The 17,341-nt window shown below is 65.5% G+C and carries 16 protein-coding genes; 9 read left to right on the top strand and 7 right to left on the bottom strand.

The genetic code is table 11. The features are described from left to right. Window positions 1–666 precede the first annotated feature (666 nt). A complete protein-coding gene (locus AC0IYU_RS09445) occupies window positions 667–1,956 on the bottom strand; it encodes an ISL3 family transposase (RefSeq protein ID WP_023343400.1) in 1,290 nt (429 codons plus the stop codon). Window positions 1,957–1,970: 14 nt separating this feature from the next. Continuing rightward, on the bottom strand, window positions 1,971–2,288 hold the full coding sequence (locus AC0IYU_RS09440) for a DMT family transporter (protein WP_032429244.1): 318 nt from the start codon (window positions 2,286–2,288) through the stop codon (window positions 1,971–1,973). Between the two features lie 301 nt (window positions 2,289–2,589). Here AC0IYU_RS09440 and AC0IYU_RS09435 point away from each other — a divergent pair, with 301 nt between their 5' ends. Next, entirely contained in the window at window positions 2,590–3,846 is a 1,257-nt protein-coding gene (locus tag AC0IYU_RS09435) for a 3-phosphoshikimate 1-carboxyvinyltransferase (protein ID WP_034127624.1), read from the top strand. Window positions 3,847–3,979: 133 nt separating this feature from the next. Then, window positions 3,980–4,369 (top strand): hypothetical protein, encoded by a 390-nt coding sequence (locus tag AC0IYU_RS09430; protein ID WP_471639644.1) that lies wholly within the window; start codon window positions 3,980–3,982, stop codon window positions 4,367–4,369. 1 nt (window position 4,370) lies between these two features. On the opposite strand, the gene AC0IYU_RS09425 is transcribed toward AC0IYU_RS09430, so the two are convergent. Then, the gene (locus tag AC0IYU_RS09425; RefSeq protein ID WP_054898696.1) at window positions 4,371–4,970 is read right to left on the bottom strand and encodes an NAD(P)H-dependent oxidoreductase; all 600 of its coding nucleotides are present in this window, start codon (window positions 4,968–4,970) and stop codon (window positions 4,371–4,373) included. 72 nt (window positions 4,971–5,042) lie between these two features. Here AC0IYU_RS09425 and AC0IYU_RS09420 point away from each other — a divergent pair, with 72 nt between their 5' ends. Next, window positions 5,043–5,474 (top strand): TetR/AcrR family transcriptional regulator, encoded by a 432-nt coding sequence (locus tag AC0IYU_RS09420; RefSeq protein WP_472115645.1) that lies wholly within the window; start codon window positions 5,043–5,045, stop codon window positions 5,472–5,474. A 6-nt stretch (window positions 5,475–5,480) separates the two neighbouring features. Next, window positions 5,481–6,494, top strand: a complete 1,014-nt coding sequence (gene intI1, locus AC0IYU_RS09415; RefSeq protein ID WP_000845048.1) for a class 1 integron integrase IntI1 — start codon at window positions 5,481–5,483, stop codon at window positions 6,492–6,494. Between the two features lie 313 nt (window positions 6,495–6,807). Here the strand turns inward: intI1 and AC0IYU_RS09410 are convergent, their stop codons facing one another. Genes AC0IYU_RS09410 through AC0IYU_RS09400 form a run of 3 tightly spaced genes read right to left on the bottom strand, consistent with a single transcriptional unit; the run spans window position 6,808 to window position 10,904 of the window. Further along, entirely contained in the window at window positions 6,808–8,202 is a 1,395-nt protein-coding gene (locus AC0IYU_RS09410) for a J domain-containing protein (protein ID WP_472115642.1), read from the bottom strand. Further along, entirely contained in the window at window positions 8,199–9,917 is a 1,719-nt protein-coding gene (locus AC0IYU_RS09405) for an Hsp70 family protein (protein WP_472115639.1), read from the bottom strand. The genes AC0IYU_RS09410 and AC0IYU_RS09405 overlap by 4 nt, the downstream gene beginning before the upstream one ends. Window positions 9,918–9,941: 24 nt before the next feature. Next, the gene (locus tag AC0IYU_RS09400) at window positions 9,942–10,904 is read right to left on the bottom strand and encodes a LysR family transcriptional regulator (protein WP_472115636.1); all 963 of its coding nucleotides are present in this window, start codon (window positions 10,902–10,904) and stop codon (window positions 9,942–9,944) included. 111 nt (window positions 10,905–11,015) lie between these two features. On the opposite strand from AC0IYU_RS09400, the gene AC0IYU_RS09395 reads away from it, so the two are divergent. Next, window positions 11,016–11,849 (top strand): DODA-type extradiol aromatic ring-opening family dioxygenase, encoded by an 834-nt coding sequence (locus tag AC0IYU_RS09395; protein WP_472115633.1) that lies wholly within the window; start codon window positions 11,016–11,018, stop codon window positions 11,847–11,849. 27 nt (window positions 11,850–11,876) lie between these two features. Here AC0IYU_RS09395 and AC0IYU_RS09390 read toward each other — a convergent pair whose 3' ends face one another. Next, window positions 11,877–12,617, bottom strand: a complete 741-nt coding sequence (locus AC0IYU_RS09390; RefSeq protein WP_472115629.1) for a FadR/GntR family transcriptional regulator — start codon at window positions 12,615–12,617, stop codon at window positions 11,877–11,879. Between the two features lie 143 nt (window positions 12,618–12,760). On the opposite strand from AC0IYU_RS09390, the gene AC0IYU_RS09385 reads away from it, so the two are divergent. From AC0IYU_RS09385 to AC0IYU_RS09370, 4 genes are read left to right on the top strand one after another with little or no spacing between them, the layout of a single operon-like run. After that, on the top strand, window positions 12,761–13,639 hold the full coding sequence (locus AC0IYU_RS09385; protein ID WP_472115626.1) for a fumarylacetoacetate hydrolase family protein: 879 nt from the start codon (window positions 12,761–12,763) through the stop codon (window positions 13,637–13,639). 45 nt (window positions 13,640–13,684) lie between these two features. After that, window positions 13,685–14,677 carry a tripartite tricarboxylate transporter substrate binding protein gene (locus tag AC0IYU_RS09380; RefSeq protein ID WP_472115623.1) on the top strand — a complete coding sequence of 331 codons (993 nt, stop codon included), beginning with the start codon at window positions 13,685–13,687 and terminating at the stop codon, window positions 14,675–14,677. After that, window positions 14,677–15,165, top strand: coding sequence for a (2Fe-2S)-binding protein (locus tag AC0IYU_RS09375; protein WP_472115620.1), 489 nt, complete (start codon window positions 14,677–14,679; stop codon window positions 15,163–15,165). The genes AC0IYU_RS09380 and AC0IYU_RS09375 overlap by 1 nt, the downstream gene beginning before the upstream one ends. Continuing rightward, complete coding sequence (locus AC0IYU_RS09370) at window positions 15,162–17,333, top strand: xanthine dehydrogenase family protein molybdopterin-binding subunit (protein ID WP_472115617.1); 2,172 nt, start codon at window positions 15,162–15,164, stop codon at window positions 17,331–17,333. The genes AC0IYU_RS09375 and AC0IYU_RS09370 overlap by 4 nt, the downstream gene beginning before the upstream one ends. Window positions 17,334–17,341: the final 8 nt, after the last annotated feature.

Raw genomic sequence — 17,341 nt, 5'->3', positions numbered from 1 at the left:
TGTAATAGAAACTGCAAACGCTTTTCTTCACAACACCAACCAAGTGCGATAACAAAACTAAAATATTACCTTACAACGCTTAGTTAATGGGCAGTTTGTAAGTTGCGCTTGCGATAAACTTTCCGCAATGATTCACCAAATGCGCGACTTACGAACTGTCCCAGCGCACGCAGTGCGCGAATTCAACGCCTTGTTGTAAGCTGGACGTTAGTTGTTGCTACAAAGTGCAAACTCTTACGAAAACCGCACCCAATTATTTTGTTCAACGCGCGGACTTGATGGAGCTGTAGCCAAGCGCGATTCACTTTAATTCAATTTCAATTTTTACTAACACTCGGCGAATTTAGCATGCCAGTGAAACCTACGTGAACTTTCAGCACTCGACCACAGGTTAGACCGGACGGCAGGTGATGTAATAGAAACTGCAAACGCTTTTCTTCACAACACCAACCAAGTGCGATAACAAAACTAAAATATTACCTTACAACTTTGTTTTAGGGCGACTGCCCTGCTGCGTAACATCGTTGCTGCTCCATAACATCAAACATCGACCCACGGCGTAACGCGCTTGCTGCTTGGATGCCCGAGGCATAGACTGTACAAAAAAAGGGTATCCGGATTTAATGGTTGATGGGGCTCCTTCACCCCACCAACCTTATACCACCCTCAGATGGTTGATAGATCGACCCCGTAATTGAGTTCCTCTGCGAAATCCGACAGTCCGTAACAGATGGTTTTCTTGTAGAATGGAGAGACCTTCGCAGTTGAGGCCTTCTTCTTGTGCTTCGTGGTGTAGAGCATTCGTGCCCGCATCACCTCGAAGGAGTAACCACGCCCTTCACGGTTCTTGTCCTTGGCCAGTCGGTTGATGGATTCCGTGTAAGCATTGGTGACGGGCATATCCGTCTCGAAGTAGGTCATGATCTCTTCGCGCCAGTTGCCCACCGCTCTGACCAGATCGCTCCAGATTTCCTTCTGGCCTTTCGGGACGGTGGCTATCCACTCGTCCAGGGCGGCTTCTGCCTGGGAGCGCGTGATGGCATCCCAGATGCCGTAGAAGTGCTCCTTGTGCTCGTAGGCGGCCAGCAGTTGCGGGAATGCGCCTGTCCAGGTCTCCATGATCAGCCGCTCTCGGTCTGAGACTTCGTGAGCGCGTTTCAGCAGGATTTTCCGGTCTCCCTTGAGGGTTCGGCTCTGGGAGGGTTTCAGCTCCTTTCTTAGGCCCTTGCGCACCTTCTCCAAGGCATCATTGGCCATGCGCACCACATGGAATTTATCGACCACGATACGGGCCTGTGGTAGCACCGTCTTGACCGCCGTACGGTAGGGGTTCCACATGTCCATGCTGACGATCTCGACCTTCTGCCGGTCTTTCAGCTTCATCAGGTAGTTGGTCACCAAGTCCTGCCGGCGGGTGGTCAGCAGGTCGAGCAGGGTTCTCTCCTCGATGTTGGTCAGAATGCAGCGGTAGCGCTTGTTCAGGTACAGCTCGTCTATACCCAGAATGCGAGGCGTCTCGAATCGGTGCCAGCGCCCCAGGAACTCGGCGCGAGCGCTGAAGATGTCGCGTACCGTCTTCTCGTCCAGGCCAGTCTGCGCCGCCACGAAGGTGTAGGGGTGGTTGAAGGATTCTTTCTCCACGTACTCATGCAGCCGCCGCGTCATGCGGAAGCCGTCCACCATCTCCGGTAGCTGGGGCCTGAAGGAGGTCTTGCAGGCCCGGCAGGTGTACCGGCGACGAACCACCCAGAGGGTGACCCGCTTGCCGTGGATGGGCAAATCACGATAAGGAACATCACGCTTGCCGAACCGCACGATTTCACCCTGCACGCCACATTTCTCGCACGCGATGGGATCGGGTGCGTCCACCTGGAAGTGCATTTCGTCGTCTGTCGACTTGGAGTCCCTGACCTCATAATTTGAGAGGTTAATAAGGCCAGTAACGAGACCCATCATTAATAACCTCGATGTCAGGCGCTGGATAGTTTCATTAACACCAACCCTGAAACAATGAGGATCGCAGCAATGATTCTCGCTGCATTAACCGGTTCAGCCAAAAATGCGATTCCGACAAGAAAAGCGCCTACAGCTCCTATTCCCGTCCAGATTGTGTAGGCAGTTCCGAGTGGAATAGTTCGCATGGCGACTGCTAACAGCCAGAAGCTGGCCACCATTGTAGAAATCGTGATGATCGATGGTAAGAGCCGACTGAAGCCATGAGATTGCTTCATTGTGTAAGCCCACACAATCTCAAGGACACCGGCAACGAGAAGATATACCCAAGGCATTGACCCCTCCGAAATATAACGGGGCCAGGTCGTCCTGGTCATTACTTCCCAAGGTGGGGGAGGTCGTCCTCCTATAGATGGACTGATACTAACCCGCGAAGGGAGGCTGATCAACCATATTCTCCGGTGAGAAAGTGGGAATTACAGGCTGCCAGCAAAGGAGATATCAACCAGATATTCCGGTTACCCTAAAATACGCAGATCACCCACTCACTCGACAAGCATGGCGTGTTTGCCTGATGATTCGGGTCCGCACGTCGGCCACTCCACGCCACCTCGCCTTGACCAGGAGCCTTGTACCTTGAGTTCGCAGAAAACCGTGACCGTTACACCGCCCAACTTCCCCCTCACTGGCAAGGTCGCGCCCCCCGGCTCCAAATCCATTACCAACCGTGCTCTGTTGCTCGCGGCACTGGCCAAGGGCACCAGCCGTTTGAGCGGCGCGCTCAAAAGCGATGACACACGCCATATGTCGGTCGCCCTGCGGCAGATGGGCGTCACCATCGACGAGCCGGACGACACCACCTTTGTCGTCACCAGCCAAGGCTCGCTGCAATTGCCGGCCCAGCCGTTGTTCCTCGGCAACGCCGGCACCGCCATGCGCTTTCTCACGGCTGCCGTCGCCACCGTGCAAGGCACCGTGGTACTGGACGGTGACGAGTACATGCAAAAACGCCCGATCGGCCCGCTGCTGGCCACCCTGGGCCAGAACGGCATCCAGGTCGACAGCCCCACCGGTTGCCCACCGGTAACGGTGCATGGCGCGGGCAAGGTCCAGGCCAGGCGTTTTGAGATTGACGGAGGCTTGTCCAGCCAGTACGTATCGGCCCTGCTGATGCTGGCGGCGTGCGGCGAAGCACCGATTGAAGTGGCGCTGACCGGCAAGGACATCGGCGCCCGTGGCTATGTGGACCTGACCCTCGATTGCATGCGTGCGTTCGGGGCCCAGGTAGACATCGTGGACGACACCACCTGGCGCGTGGCCCCCACGGGCTATACCGCCCATGATTACCTGATCGAACCCGACGCTTCCGCCGCCACTTACCTGTGGGCCGCAGAAGTACTGACCGGTGGCCGTATCGATATTGGTGTAGCCGCGCAGGATTTCACCCAGCCCGACGCCAAGGCACAGGCCGTGATCGCGCAATTCCCGAACATGCAGGCCACGGTGGTGGGTTCACAAATGCAGGATGCGATCCCGACCCTGGCGGTGCTCGCCGCATTCAACAATACCCCGGTGCGCTTCACTGAACTGGCGAACCTGCGCGTCAAGGAATGTGACCGCGTGCAGGCGCTGCACGATGGCCTCAACGAAATTCGCCCGGGCCTGGCGACCATCGAAGGTGATGACCTGCTGGTTGCCAGCGACCCCGCTTTGGCTGGCACCGCCTGCACCGCACTGATCGATACCCACGCCGACCATCGCATCGCCATGTGCTTTGCCCTGGCCGGGCTGAAAGTCTCGGGCATTCGCATCCAAGACCCTGATTGCGTAGCCAAGACCTACCCTGACTACTGGAAAGCGCTGGCCAGCCTGGGCGTTCACTTGAGCTACTGACACACAAACCTGTGGGAGCGAGCTTGCTCGCGAAAAACGTTAACCAAAACGCGTGTTTGCTGAATGAATGCGGCGCCTGTGAGTTTTTCGCGAGCAAGCTCGCTCCTACAACTGAACCTTGCCGGGAGCGTCAATGACCCTTCGCCAACCCTGCCCACCCGGCGCCTGTGTCTGCAACCGTGAACAACTGCTGGAAGCTCCCGGCGCTGATCTGCGCATTCTGCAACTGACGCGACAGCAGGAAAAAATCCTGCTGGAGCGCCTGGAAAACCTCAAGAGCCTGCAAGACCTCGAACACTTGCAACGGCGGATGTACGACCAACTCGGCATCCGCGTCCACATCGCGCCCGGGCATACCGAGGTCAAAAGCATGCGCGGGATCCAGATCGTCATCGACGAACTGCCGGGCATGTGCCGCAAGACCCGCCAGTCGATCCCCGCCTCCATTCGCCGTGGCCTGGAGAAAAACCCAGAGATTGCCTACCGCTTGCTCGACGCCCACGACCTGTTTCGCGACGCTTGAATTATCCCGCGATGGCCTCACGCTCAAACAACCCCTGCCCCACGGTCCGGGCCTTGTGCAAATGCGCCTGGGCCGTGCCACTTTCCGAGTCCAACAACAACTCGGAAGTGAGTACCCGCGCCCCGCAATAATCAAAGATGCCGTAGTCGATCTGGGTATTCATGGCCTTGGCATAACCGTGTCGATCGAAGGCGCTTTCGTCAGCCGCCCCCAGGGCCAGCACATGTACGTGCAAATGCCTGAGTTTCTTCTGCACCGGTGTATCGGGGCCGTAATCAATCGCCCAGCCATTGACGAATACGCGGTCGACCCAACCCTTGAGCAACGCTGGCATTGACCACCAGTAGATGGGGAACGCCAGCACCAGCGCGTCGGCGCGGTCTATGCGGGCCTGTTCGGCCTGCACGTCGGCTGGCGGCGTCGCCCGAGTACGGTGCACCCGATGGTCGGCGATGGTGTAGCGTGGATCGAACCCTTCAGCGGCAAGGTCGGCTATTTCAAAGGTGTGGCCAGAGGCGGTCAAGCCCGCGCCCACCTCGGCGGCCACACTGTGGGTGAGAGATTGCGGGTCGTGATGAGCAACTACGATCAGTGCGTGCATGACTTTGACTCCATTTGAGCTTAATCTACTTTTAGTAAGTTACGTCGAATAAGTTACTTTTGGTATATAAGCATGTCAAGCAGTGAATCCCCTGCCCCACGTCGTCGTTTGTCCCGTGAAGATCGCCTGCGCCAGTTACTCGACGTGGCCTGGCAATTAGTGCGTGACGAAGGCACCGACGCCCTGACTCTGGGCCGCCTGGCCGAGCTGGCGGGCGTCACCAAACCAGTGGTTTACGACCACTTCGCTACACGCGCAGGGTTGCTGGCCGCGCTGTATGCAGACTTCGACGCGCGCCAGGACCAGGTATTTGCCGATGCCATCGCCACCAGCAAGGCGACCCTTGAGGACCGCGCGTGGGTTATCGCGTCGTCGTATGTCGATTGTGTGTTGTTGCAAGGTCGGGAAATACCCGGGGTGATTGCCGCCTTGAGCGGTTCGCCGGAGTTGGAAGCATCCAAGCGCGAATACGAGGCGATCTTTCTCGATAAAAAACAGTCATAACAAGCCATGAAAACCGCCACTGCGCCGTTACCACCGCTGCGTTCGGTCAAGGTTCTGGACCAGTTGCGTGAGCGCATACGCTACTTGCATTACAGCTTACGAACCGAACAGGCTTATGTCCACTGGGTTCGTGCCTTCATCCGTTTCCACGGTGTGCGTCACCCGGCAACCTTGGGCAGCAGCGAAGTCGAGGCATTTCTGTCCTGGCTGGCGAACGAGCGCAAGGTTTCGGTCTCCACGCATCGTCAGGCATTGGCGGCCTTGCTGTTCTTCTACGGCAAGGTGCTGTGCACGGATCTGCCCTGGCTTCAGGAGATCGGAAGACCTCGGCCGTCGCGGCGCTTGCCGGTGGTGCTGACCCCGGATGAAGTGGTTCGCATCCTCGGTTTTCTGGAAGGCGAGCATCGTTTGTTCGCCCAGCTTCTGTATGGAACGGGCATGCGGATCAGTGAGGGTTTGCAACTGCGGGTCAAGGATCTGGATTTCGATCACGGCACGATCATCGTGCGGGAGGGCAAGGGCTCCAAGGATCGGGCCTTGATGTTACCCGAGAGCTTGGCACCCAGCCTGCGCGAGCAGCTGTCGCGTGCACGGGCATGGTGGCTGAAGGACCAGGCCGAGGGCCGCAGCGGCGTTGCGCTTCCCGACGCCCTTGAGCGGAAGTATCCGCGCGCCGGGCATTCCTGGCCGTGGTTCTGGGTTTTTGCGCAGCACACGCATTCGACCGATCCACGGAGCGGTGTCGTGCGTCGCCATCACATGTATGACCAGACCTTTCAGCGCGCCTTCAAACGTGCCGTAGAACAAGCAGGCATCACGAAGCCCGCCACACCGCACACCCTCCGCCACTCGTTCGCGACGGCCTTGCTCCGCAGCGGTTACGACATTCGAACCGTGCAGGATCTGCTCGGCCATTCCGACGTCTCTACGACGATGATTTACACGCATGTGCTGAAAGTTGGCGGTGCCGGAGTGCGCTCACCGCTTGATGCGCTGCCGCCCCTCACTAGTGAGAGGTAGGGCAGCGCAAGTCAATCCTGGCGGATTCACTACCCCTGCGCGAAGGCCATCGGTGCCGCATCGAACGGCCGGTTGCGGAAAGTCCTCCCTGCGTCCGCTGATGGCCGGCAGCAGCCCGTCGTTGCCTGATGGATCCAACCCCTCCGCTGCTATAGTGCAGTCGGCTTCTGACGTTCAGTGCAGCCGTCTTCTGAAAACGACAGTAGGGGTGAAGTAGTTTTTCGAAGAAGCGGAACAAGTAGACGGTCTCCCAGAGAGCCCAGGACTTTAGCCGTGGCGGCATGACCTTGCCCCGGAAAGGTGCGTTTTGCGTCTACCGACCTCCCGCTTCGGGCCGAAGGCAGCGTTGGGCCTCCTCGGGCCGGCCGGCGCCCAGCGCGGCGGCGCGCTCGGCACGCAGGCAGGCCATCAGCGTGTCGTCCTTGCGCGACCAGAGGCCCTTGTCCTGGCAGCGCATGGCGCGGGTGGCCAGCAGGGCGACCGCATCGCTGTCGCCGACCTGCAACCAGTTGGACTCGTGCACGAACTCATCGGCGCTCTCGCAGCTATCGCGCGTCACAGCGCCGGTGAACTCGTACGCCAGCACCGGTTCGGGCGTGGCGGGAGGCGCGCCCACGCCGACCTTGCCGCTGCTGTTGCCCGCGGCCAGGTCTGTAGGCGCATGGTTGGCCAGCATGCGGTTCATCACGCCAGACAGCACGGCGGTTGCCAGCAGCAGCACGAAAAAACCGCCCAACAGCGTGCGCAGGGTCTTGCCGTGCGTGCCGAAATAGCGTTGCCTTCGCTCGATCTGGCGTGCCCACCGGGGCGCGAGCTTTGCATGCAACGCCAACCACGCCGGCAGATGGGCGTGGCCCTGCGCGCCGAGGTGCAACGCAAACCAGTCCGGAAAGTCGCGCGCCATGTCGGCGAGGGGCTCCGCAAAGCGGCGCGTCTGCTCAGGCCCGGGCGAGGCCACGCGCGTGGCGGTGGTCAGCGCCTCCTGCTGCAGGGCGACGGCTGCCGGCGCCTGTGCGTGCCACTGCAGGCCCTGGTTGACCACGCGTGAAATCCAGTGCGCGGCCGCAGGGCTGGCGACCGGTCGGGCGTTGCGATCGGTCCAATGGAAGCGCAGGGCCGCAGCGTCGAACAGCACGGCCCGGCCGGCCGGGCTCGCGTGCAGCAGATCGGCGATGCGGGCCTCGAGCTGCGCGTGGCTGTCGAGGTGCAGCAGCCGCGGGTCGGCCAGCGCCGCTTCGAACACCGCCGTGACGGCGCCGGGTGGCGCGGTGCGCAACTGCTCCGTCCAGTCGCGCAGGGCCTGGTGTGCTTCGTTCGGGTTTGGCGCGACGGTCGCGGGTGCCGCCGGTGCCGCTGGCGCTGCGGGGGGCCAGACGGGCGGTGACGTGAGCGGCGAGGGACCGTCCATGCGATGCGGGTCGACCGGCGGCGCATCGGGCAGGCCGTGCTCGGGGGTGTCGGACCCGTGAGGATCGCGCTGGCCGCCTTCCTGCTCTTCTTCCTGCTCGTCCTGCTCGTCCTCCGGTTCCTCCTCCCGCGCGGCCCAGGCCAGCGCCTGCTCATAGGCCTGGCGCAGACGCTCGAAGGCCTCGCGCTCGCCGGCCTGGTCGATGGCCTTCAGCGCCACGGCATAGGCGCGCTTGATGGTCTTGACGTCGCGGGTCGGCGCGATGCCGAGGCGCTCGAAATCGGCGGTCACCGTGCTCAAAACACGAAGTCCGGATCGAAGTGGCTGTCGCGCTCGAAAAAGCCCACGGCCTTGCGCAGCCGCTCGCGCGCCGGACGAATCTGCCGCTCGTCCTGCGATTCGAGCGAGAGTTCGAAGCGGGATATTTCGTCGCCCAGCCGTTCGCGGGCATCGCTGCGCAACTGCTGGAACACGCGCTCGGCCTGTGCCACCAGCGCGCGGTTCTCGGCCTTGTCGCGCGGGTGGATCTTGAGCTCGGCCAGCTGCCCGAGGCGCGCGGCGATCTCCAGTTCGCTCAGCACGCCGCTGTTGCCCTGGATCACCAGCCGGTGCACTTCGCGCGTGGCCACGACGGTCGCCTCGACCTCCAGCAGGCCGTTCACGTCGTAGGTGAAGCGCACCTCGACGCTGGCTTCGGCGCGCGGGCCGGGGGGCAGCGGCACTTCGAGCACGCCGAGCTTGATGTTGTCGCGCACCAGCCGCGCCTCGCCCTGGAAGATCTCCAGGGCGAGAACGCGCTGGCCTTCGCGCACCGGGACGTAGCTCTTGACGCGGCTGGCCGGCACCACGGTATTGCGCTCGATGATGGGCGAGAAATAGCCGTCGACCTCGCCGCCGCCGGGCATGCGGTGCACGGTCTCGACGCCCAGCGTGTAGGGGCAGACGTCGGTCATCACCACTTCCTTGAGCGCTTCGTCGCGCGCCTTCAGGCCGGCCATCACGGCGGCGCCCAGCGCCACCACCTCGTCGGGGTTGATGTCCATCGCGGGAAAGCGGCCGAACATGCGCGTGACCATCTGCCGCACCACAGGCGAGCGGGTCGCGCCGCCGGCCAGCACCACGTTGTCGATGTCGCCCGCGCGAATGCTGGCGTCGCGCAGCGCGCGCTCGACCGGCCCGCGCAGCCGGGCCAGCAGCGGCTCGCTGATGGCGCGAAAGCGCTCCTGCGTCAGCGCCAGCGTGTGCTCGCGGTCCTGCCAGTGGAGCGTGAGGGTGGCGCTCTCGCTGTCCGACAGGGCCCGCTTGGCCTGCTCGGCGCGTGCCACCAGTTGCTGCATGAAGCCGCCGTCGGCGCGCGCGGCCTCGGGCAGGCCGGTCTCGGCAAAAAACAGCTGGACGATCTCGTTGACGAAGTCTTCGCCGCCCAGAAAGTTGTCGCCCGCCGTGGCGCGCACCTCCATCACGCCCTCGAACATCTCGAGGATCGAGACGTCGAAGGTGCCGCCGCCCAGGTCGAACACCAGGAACTGGGTCGCGTCTTCGTCCTGGTGCAGCCCGTAGGCCAGCGCGGCGGCCGTGGGCTCGTTCACCAGCCGCTCCACCTGCAGCCCTGCGAGCTGGCCCGCGATGCGCGTGGCCTTGCGCTGGCCGTCGGAGAAGTAGGCGGGCACGGTGATCACCGCTTCGCTCACGGGCTCGCCCAGCATGGCCTCGGCGTCGGCCTTCAGAGAGCGCAGCACCAGCGACGACAGCTCCTCGGCGCGAAAGCTGCGCGCGCCGAGCTGAAAGCCCTTGTCGCTGCCCATGTAGCGCTTGAACAGCGACGCCGTCACCTCGGGGTGCGTCTGCAGCCGGTCGCGCGCGGCCTGCCCGACCAGCACGCTGCCGTCCTCGTCGATGCTCACGCACGACGGCGTGAGGTAGGCGCCCAGCGCGTTCACCACCAGGTGAGGGCGACCGTCCTTCCAGACGGCGGCCAGGCTGTGGGTGGTGCCCAGGTCGATACCGATGATCATCAAGCAGGTCCTCGCGTGTGTGCTTCAGGGTGGCGGCAGCTCGCCATGATGCCGCACCCGCGTGGCACCCCGGGGCGGCGCGCTCGGGCTTCGTTCATGGGGCACCTTCAGCCGCTCGCTCAGAAAGTCGATGAAGGTGCGCAGCTTGGGCGACATGTACTGCCGGCTCGTGTACACCGCGAACAAGGTGACCGGCGTCGACTCGAACTCCGGCAGCAACCGCAGCAACCGGCCCCGCGCGATGTCCTCGTCGATCAGCCACAGCGGCATGAAGGCGATGCCCATGTCCGCGTGCACCGCATGCAGCGTGAGCGTGGTGTCGTCGGAGCGCATGGCCGGCGCCAGCCGCAGCGGAAACATGCGCCCGCCCGGGCCCTTCAGCGCAAGGTTCTCCAGGTTCACGTAGCTCGGCACGATGGCGCCCAGCTTCGCCAGGTCGGCAGGCAGGGCGGGCAGGCCGCCCATGCGCTTGATGTAGGCCGGCGTGCCCGCCAGGTAGAAGGGCACGCGGCACAGCGGCCGGGCGATCAGCGCGGGCGAGGGTTCCTGCGTGGCGCGCAGCGCCAGGTCGTAGCCGTCGGCCGCGAGGTCGACCTTGCGGTTCTCCAGGTGCATGTCGACCAGCACCTCGGGGTACTTTTCGCGGTAGTCGGCCAGCACGCGCGCAAAGCGCGGCGTGGCGCACCACACGGGCGCGCTCACCTTGAGCTGGCCGCGCGGCGTGTCGTGCGTCTGGCCGATGGCGGCCTCGGCCGCATCGAGCAGGTCGAGCGCGCGGCGGCTCTGCTCATACCAGGCGGTGCCGGCCTCGGTCAGGCTCTGGTGGCGGCTGGAGCGGTGCAGCAGCCGCGCGCCGAGCGACTTCTCGAGCTGCGCCACGTGCTTGCTGGCCATCGGCGGCGACATGCCCAGGCGCTCGGCCGCGGCCACGAAGCTGCCGGCCTCGACGACTTCGCGAAACACCCGCAGGCTGGTCATTCGGTCCATGTGAACATCCTTCAAGGTTTCCTGCAAAGAACTGATTCGATGCATCGTAGCCTGTCGATTTCCTTGGAGGAAATGTCTACAGTCCGTGCAACGCCTTCAAGGAGCATCGACTTGACCCCCGACAACACGAAAACATCGCGACTGCCCACGTACTTCATTTCGCACGGCGGCGGCCCCTGGCCCTGGATGAAGAAGGAAATGGGCGCCACCTACGACCAGCTCGCCGCCTCGCTGGCCGACATGCCGCGCCAGATCGGCCGCACGCCCAGCGCCATCCTGATGGTGTCGGCCCACTGGGAGGCGCCGGCCTTCGCGGTGCAGGGCAACCCCCGGCCGCCCATGATCTACGACTACGGCGGCTTTCCCGCGCACACCTACGAAGTGCGCTACGACTCGCCCGGCTCGCCCGAACTCGCGCAGCGCGTGCAGTCGCTCATTGCCGCGGCCGGCCTGCCGGTGCAGATCGACCCCGAGCGCGGCTACGACCACGGCATGTTCTCGCCGATGGCCGCCATCTACCCCAAGGCCGAGGTGCCGGTGGTGCAGCTGTCGCTGCGCCGCGGGCTCGACCCGGCGGAGCACTTGGCGCTGGGCCGCGCGATTGCACCGCTGCGCGATGAAAACGTGCTGATCGTCGGCAGCGGCCTGAGCTATCACAACCTGCGCAACTTCGGCCCGCAGGCGCACGGCGTGTCGAAGGCCTTCGACGACTGGCTCGACGCCGCGGTGGTCAAGGGTTCGACGGCCGAGCGCAGCGCGCAGCTGCTCGACTGGGCGTCGGCCCCGGCGGCGCGCATGGCGCATCCGCGCGAAGAGCACCTGATCCCGCTGATGGTGGCTGTCGGCGCGGCCGAGGCCGAGGCCGGCGAGCGCATCTACCACGAGGACGCCTTCATGGGCGGCCTCGTCGTCTCCAGCTTCCGCTTCGGCGCGGCAGCCGCGTAAGAACGCGAAGAAAAAAGCGCGGCCCGTTCAGTCCCCGAACAGGTTGCGCTGGATCTGGTCCAGGTGCTGGACCAGCACGCGCTGCGCACCGGCTTCGTCGCGGTCGCGCAACGCCTCGACCAGCGCGCGGTGCTGCTGCTCGTACTGCGCGCGCCGCGGCCCGGTGAGCGACTTGGCCTTGAGCCGCCCCCATTCGCCCTGGTCGCGTACGCGCTGCGTCAGTTCCAGGATGTGCACGAAAAAGCCGTTGTGCGTGGCCACCGCCAGCGCCTTGTGCAACTCGCCGTCCCAGTGCTCGAAGCCCTCGATGGTCTGGGCCGCCTCCGATTGCTCGATGCAGTGCTGCATCGCCGCGAAGTCGGCCGCCGTGGCGTTGCGCGTGATCAGTGACGGCATCAACGGCTCGATCAGCCGGCGCGCCACCATCAACTCGGCCGGGCTCACGTTGCCGTGCAGCGAGGGCACCGACAGCGGCGCCGTTGTCGGCGTGGCGGCGGGCGCGGCGGTTGCCGCCACGAAGGTGCCGCTGCCGACCGATTGCGTGATCAGCCCACGCTCGCGAAACCCTGACAGCACGCGCCGCACCGCGCCGCGCGAGGCGCCGAAACGCTCGCTCAGCTCGCGCTCGGCCGGCAGCTTCACGCCCGCCTGCAGCGCGCCGCTCGCGATGCCTTCGCGCAGGTAGCGCGACAGCGCCTTCGCCCCTTCGGCCTTGGGCTGCAGGGCGGATGCTCCGGGCGCTGCCGTCATGGCCTCGTGCTCGCTCATTCGCTGCTCCCGGCAGATGTTGTTAGTAGTACCAATTGGTCCTTAAATTTGAGGAATTGGTATTGATGATGGTTCATTTTGGTTCTACATTGCGCTTCCCGCAACTGTCCTATTCTGCCGTCGCGACGACGCCTTCCATTCCCATGAAATTCGCATCCGTTTCCCTGGCCGATCGCGCCGTTCCCGCGCTCGTCGATACGCAGGCGCAGCGCTTCTGGCCGCTCGCCGACCTGGTGCCTGGCTTCGCCGGCGACCTCGTCGAGCTGATCGAACGCTTCGGCGAGCTGAAGAACCAATTGGTCGCCAAGGGCGAGGGCCAGCCGCTGGCCGGTGCCAGGCTGCTGGCGCCCATTGCGCACCCGCGCCGCAACATCTTCTGCGTGGGCAAGAACTACGCGGAGCACGCGGCCGAGTTCAGCAAGTCGGGTTTCGACAGCAGTGCCAAGGAGGGCGAGCACGCGCCCGAGGCGCCGGTGGTCTTCACCAAGCCCTTCACCTCGGTGATCGGCCCCGGCGACACCATTCCGCCGCACAAGGACGTGGTGAAGCAGCTCGACTACGAGGCCGAACTCACGGTCGTCATCGGCAAGGGCGGCCGCGGCATCCGCAAGGCCGACGCGCTGGACCACGTGTTCGGCTACACCATCGTCAACGACGTCACCGCACGCGACCTGCAGAAGCTGCACCGGCAGTGGTTCCTGGGCAAGGCGCTCGACGGCTTCTGCCCGATGGGCCCGTACCTGGTGACGGCCGACGAACTCGACGCGGCCAACCTCGACGTGAAGTGCTGGATCAACGGCGAGCTGCGGCAGAACGCCAACACCGCGCAGCTGATCTTCGACATACCCACGCTCATCGAGACCCTCTCGGCCGGCATCGCGCTGATGCCCGGCGACCTGATCGCGACCGGCACGCCGGCCGGCGTGGGCATCGGCTTCACGCCGCCGAAGTTCCTGCAGACCCACGACACCGTGCGCATCGAGATCCAGCACATCGGCGTGCTGGAAAACACGGTCGGCTGAACGCCCCTGCAAGACAACACACACAAGAACACAAGGAGACAAGCCATGTCGAAGCAAGGATCGGTGCGCGGGCTCGCCGCGCTGGCGCTCGCCGCTTTTTCGCTGGGGCAGGGCGCCGCGGCGCATGCCGAGGACGCGTCGGCCTACCCGTCGCGCACGGTGACCATCGTCGTGCCCTTCGGGCCGGGCGGCTCGGCCGACGTGTATGCCCGCGTGCTCGCTGAAAAGCTGGGCCGCGAAACCGGCAAGTCGTTCATCGTGGAGAACCGGCCCGGCGCCGGCGCGGTGATCGGCACGCAGTTCGTCGCCAAGGCCGCGCCCGACGGCTACACACTGCTCATGATGTCGAACACGCAGACCGTGAACGAGTCGCTGCTGCACCAGAAGCCCTACGAGCTGATGCGCGACTTCACGGCGGTAGCGCCGGTGAACGAGGCGCCGCTGGTGCTGGTGGTGCGCTCGGGCCTCGCGCCGAAGACGCTACCCGAACTCATCCGCCAGGCCAAGTCGAGCCCGGGCAAGCTCAACTACGCCTCTTCCGGCACGGGCACGCCGTACCACATGGCCGGCGAGCTCTTCAAGAGCATGGCGGGCGTGGACATCGTGCACATCCCCTACAAGAGCAGCGGCGGCGCACGCACCGACGTGCTCGGCGGCCAGGTCGACATGATGTTCGACGCCGTCGGCACCATGACCGACCTGATCGCCACCGGCAAGGTGCGTGCGCTGGCCACCACCGGCAAGACGCGCTCCAGCGTGATGCCCGACGTGCCCACCATGGCCGAGCTGGGCCTGCCCGACTACACCGCGACGATCTGGCTCGGCATCCTCGCGCCCAAGGGCACGCCGCAGCCGGTCGTCGACCTGCTCAACCAGAAGATCGCCAAGGTGGTGCAAGACCCGGCCACGCGCGCGCTGTGGGCCAAGAGCGGCATCGACGGCATGGCGATGTCGCCCTCGGGGTTCACGCAGTACCTGAACCAGGACATCGCGAAGTGGCGAAAGATCGTCGAGTCGGCCCACATCACGGTGGACTGATGACGCAGGGCGACGCCATCGCACTCACCGTCAACGGTGTGCCGCGCGTGCTGGCGGTGGAGCCCGACCGCACGCTGCTCGACGTGCTGCGCAACGACCTCGGCCTGCGCGCGAGCCACTTCGGCTGCGGCGCCGGCGAGTGCGGCGCCTGCATGGTGCTGCTCGACGGCCGCGCGGTGCCCAGCTGCGACACGCCGATGTGGTCGGCCGCCGGCAAGCATGTGCGGACCGCCGAGGGCCTGGGCACGCGCGCCGCGCCGCACCCGGTGCAGAGCGCCTTCGTGGCGGAGCAGGCGGCGCAGTGCGGCTACTGCACCTCGGGCATGCTGGTCTCGGCGGTGGCGCTGCTGCAGTGCAACCCTTGCCCCGGCGATGCCGACATCCGCGAAGGCATGGCGCGCAACCTGTGCCGTTGCGGCACGCACCCGCGGGTGATGCGCGCCATCGTCCGTGCGGCTGCGGCAATGGGCCAGGGGCGCGCGGCATGAGCGGCACGGCCGCGCTGCCGCCGAGCCTGCAGGCCAATCCGCGGCTGTCTACCTGGCTGCGCATGGACCGTGCGGGGCATGTAGACCATGTAGGCCATGTGGGCCATGTCGCGGTGCACTCGGGCAAGGTCGAACTCGGCCAGGGCATCCTCGGCGCGCTGGCGCAGATCGTGGCGGAAGAACTCGACCTCGACCTTGCGCAGGTGCGCATGGTGCCCGCCGCAACCGGCCTCAGCCCCGACGAGGCCATGACCTCGGGCAGCCTGTCGGTGCAGCATTCGGGCGCCGCGCTGCGTCAGGTGTGCGCGCAGGCGCGTGCCCTCCATGTCGAATGGGCGGCGGCGCTGCATGGCATCGGCCCCGCCGACCTGCGCGTGGCCGGCGGCGAGATCTACCATGGCGAGCGGCGCATCTCGGACTACTGGGAGATCGCCGCACTCGCAGGCCCGGCGCTGCTCGACGTGGACGCCACCGCCGGCACCATGCCCAAGCGGGCGGGCGACTACCGCATCGTCGGGCGTGTGCAGCCGCGCGACGACATCGCCGAGAAGGTCTTCGGCGAATTCATGTTCATCCACGACATGGTGCTGCCGCGCATGGCGCACGGGCGCATCGTGCGGCCGCCGTCGCCGCATGCCGAGCTCGTGGCGTGCCCGTTCGACGAAGTGCGCGCCTGGGGCGGCGTGCTCGCCGTGCTGCGCGACGGCTCGCAGCTCGGCGTGGTGGCCGAGACCGAATCGCTGGCCGAGCGCGCCGCCGCGCGAATCGCCAGGCTGGCGGTGTGGACCGAGGCCGAGCGGCTGCCCGACGAAGCGGCGCTGCGGCCCTGGCTGAAATCGCTGCCGTTCACCGCGCTCGAACTCGGCGCGCGTTCTGACAAGACGCCGGCGCCTGCCGCGCGCACCGTGCGCGCGTCGTACTCGAAGCCCTTCATCCGCCATGCGTCCATCGGTCCTTCGTGCGCGCTCGCGCTGTCGGCGCACGACGGGCTGCAGGTCTGGAGCCACAGCCAGGGCATCTACAACCTGCGCAAGGACCTTGCCATGGCGCTCGGCTTGCCGCCGGAACGCATCCGCGTGCAGCACGTGCAGGGCGCCGGCTGCTACGGCCACAACGGCGCGGACGACGTGGCCTTCGACGCCGCCTGGCTCGCGCGTGCCTGTGCCGGGCGGCCGGTGCGGGTGCAATGGTCGCGCGCGGACGAGTTGTGCTGGTCGCCCGTCGGCCCGGCGATGGCGGTCGACCTCGAGGCCGATCTCGACGCGGCAGGCCGCGTGGTCGCCTGGCGGCACCAGTCCTGGAGCCCGGGCCATGGGCTGCGCCCCGGGCGCGGCGCCACGCCGACGCTGCTGGGCAGCTGGTTCCTCGCGCAGCCTTTCGAACGCGTGGCATCGACCGACGCGCCGCGTGCGGCGGGTGGCGGCGGCGACCGCAATGCCGATCCGATCTACGCCTTTCCCGGGTTCGACGTCGTCTGCCGGCGCGTGCTGGACGTGCCCATGCGCACGTCGGCGCTGCGCGCGCTCGGCGCCTTCGCCAACGTGTTCGCCATCGAGTCCTTCATGGACGAGCTGGCGCTGTGCAGCGGCACCGACCCGCTGGACTACCGCATCGCCCAGCTCGAAGACCTGCGCGCCGTGGCGGTGTTGCGGGCCGTCTCGGCGCAAGCCGGGTGGCAGCCGCGCGCGGTGCCGGCCGGCGGGGGCCGCGGCCGGGGCATCGGCTTCGCCCGCTACAAGAACACCGGCGCCTACTGCGCCGTCGTCGCCGAGGTGGAGGTCGAAGAGCGCGTGCACGTGCGGCGGCTGCACATCGCGGTGGATGTGGGCCTGGCCGTCAACCCCGACGGCGTGCGCCAGCAGATCGAGGGCGGCGCGCTGCAGGCCGCCAGCTGGGCGTTGATGGAAGCCGCGCACTTCGACCGCATGCGCATGCGCGACCCCGGCTGGGAGGACTACCCGATCCTGCGCTTCCCCGATGTGCCGCACATCGACGTGCAGGTGCTGCCGGCCGACGGCTTCGCCTCGCTCGGCGCGGGCGAGGCCTCGCTGGGCCCGACCGCCGCGGCCATCGCGAACGCGGTGTTCGACGCGCTGGGCGTGCGCGTGCGCGACCTGCCGATGCGGCCCGAGCGCATCGTGCAGGCCATGGATGACATGGACGCCTGAAGCTGGCG

Source organism: Variovorax sp. AC103 (assembly GCF_979254005.1).
The sequence above is the reverse complement of the archived record's forward strand: the minus strand, read 5'-3'. Positions and strand labels throughout refer to the sequence as shown.

Bases quoted from the DNA above. Each gene is read 5' to 3' on its own strand.
- AC0IYU_RS09445 (WP_023343400.1), bottom strand. From the start codon at position 1,956: ATGATGGGTCTCGTTACTGGCCTTATTAACCTCTCAAATTATGAGGTC.
- AC0IYU_RS09440 (WP_032429244.1), bottom strand. From the start codon at position 2,288: ATGCCTTGGGTATATCTTCTCGTTGCCGGTGTCCTTGAGATTGTGTGG.
- AC0IYU_RS09430 (WP_471639644.1), top strand. From the start codon at position 3,980: ATGACCCTTCGCCAACCCTGCCCACCCGGCGCCTGTGTCTGCAACCGT.
- AC0IYU_RS09425 (WP_054898696.1), bottom strand. From the start codon at position 4,970: ATGCACGCACTGATCGTAGTTGCTCATCACGACCCGCAATCTCTCACC.
- AC0IYU_RS09420 (WP_472115645.1), top strand. From the start codon at position 5,043: ATGTCAAGCAGTGAATCCCCTGCCCCACGTCGTCGTTTGTCCCGTGAA.
- intI1 (WP_000845048.1), top strand. From the start codon at position 5,481: ATGAAAACCGCCACTGCGCCGTTACCACCGCTGCGTTCGGTCAAGGTT.
- AC0IYU_RS09405 (WP_472115639.1), bottom strand. From the start codon at position 9,917: ATGATCATCGGTATCGACCTGGGCACCACCCACAGCCTGGCCGCCGTC.
- AC0IYU_RS09400 (WP_472115636.1), bottom strand. From the start codon at position 10,904: ATGGACCGAATGACCAGCCTGCGGGTGTTTCGCGAAGTCGTCGAGGCC.
- AC0IYU_RS09390 (WP_472115629.1), bottom strand. From the start codon at position 12,617: ATGAGCGAGCACGAGGCCATGACGGCAGCGCCCGGAGCATCCGCCCTG.
- AC0IYU_RS09385 (WP_472115626.1), top strand. From the start codon at position 12,761: ATGAAATTCGCATCCGTTTCCCTGGCCGATCGCGCCGTTCCCGCGCTC.
- AC0IYU_RS09380 (WP_472115623.1), top strand. From the start codon at position 13,685: ATGTCGAAGCAAGGATCGGTGCGCGGGCTCGCCGCGCTGGCGCTCGCC.
- AC0IYU_RS09375 (WP_472115620.1), top strand. From the start codon at position 14,677: ATGACGCAGGGCGACGCCATCGCACTCACCGTCAACGGTGTGCCGCGC.
- AC0IYU_RS09370 (WP_472115617.1), top strand. From the start codon at position 15,162: ATGAGCGGCACGGCCGCGCTGCCGCCGAGCCTGCAGGCCAATCCGCGG.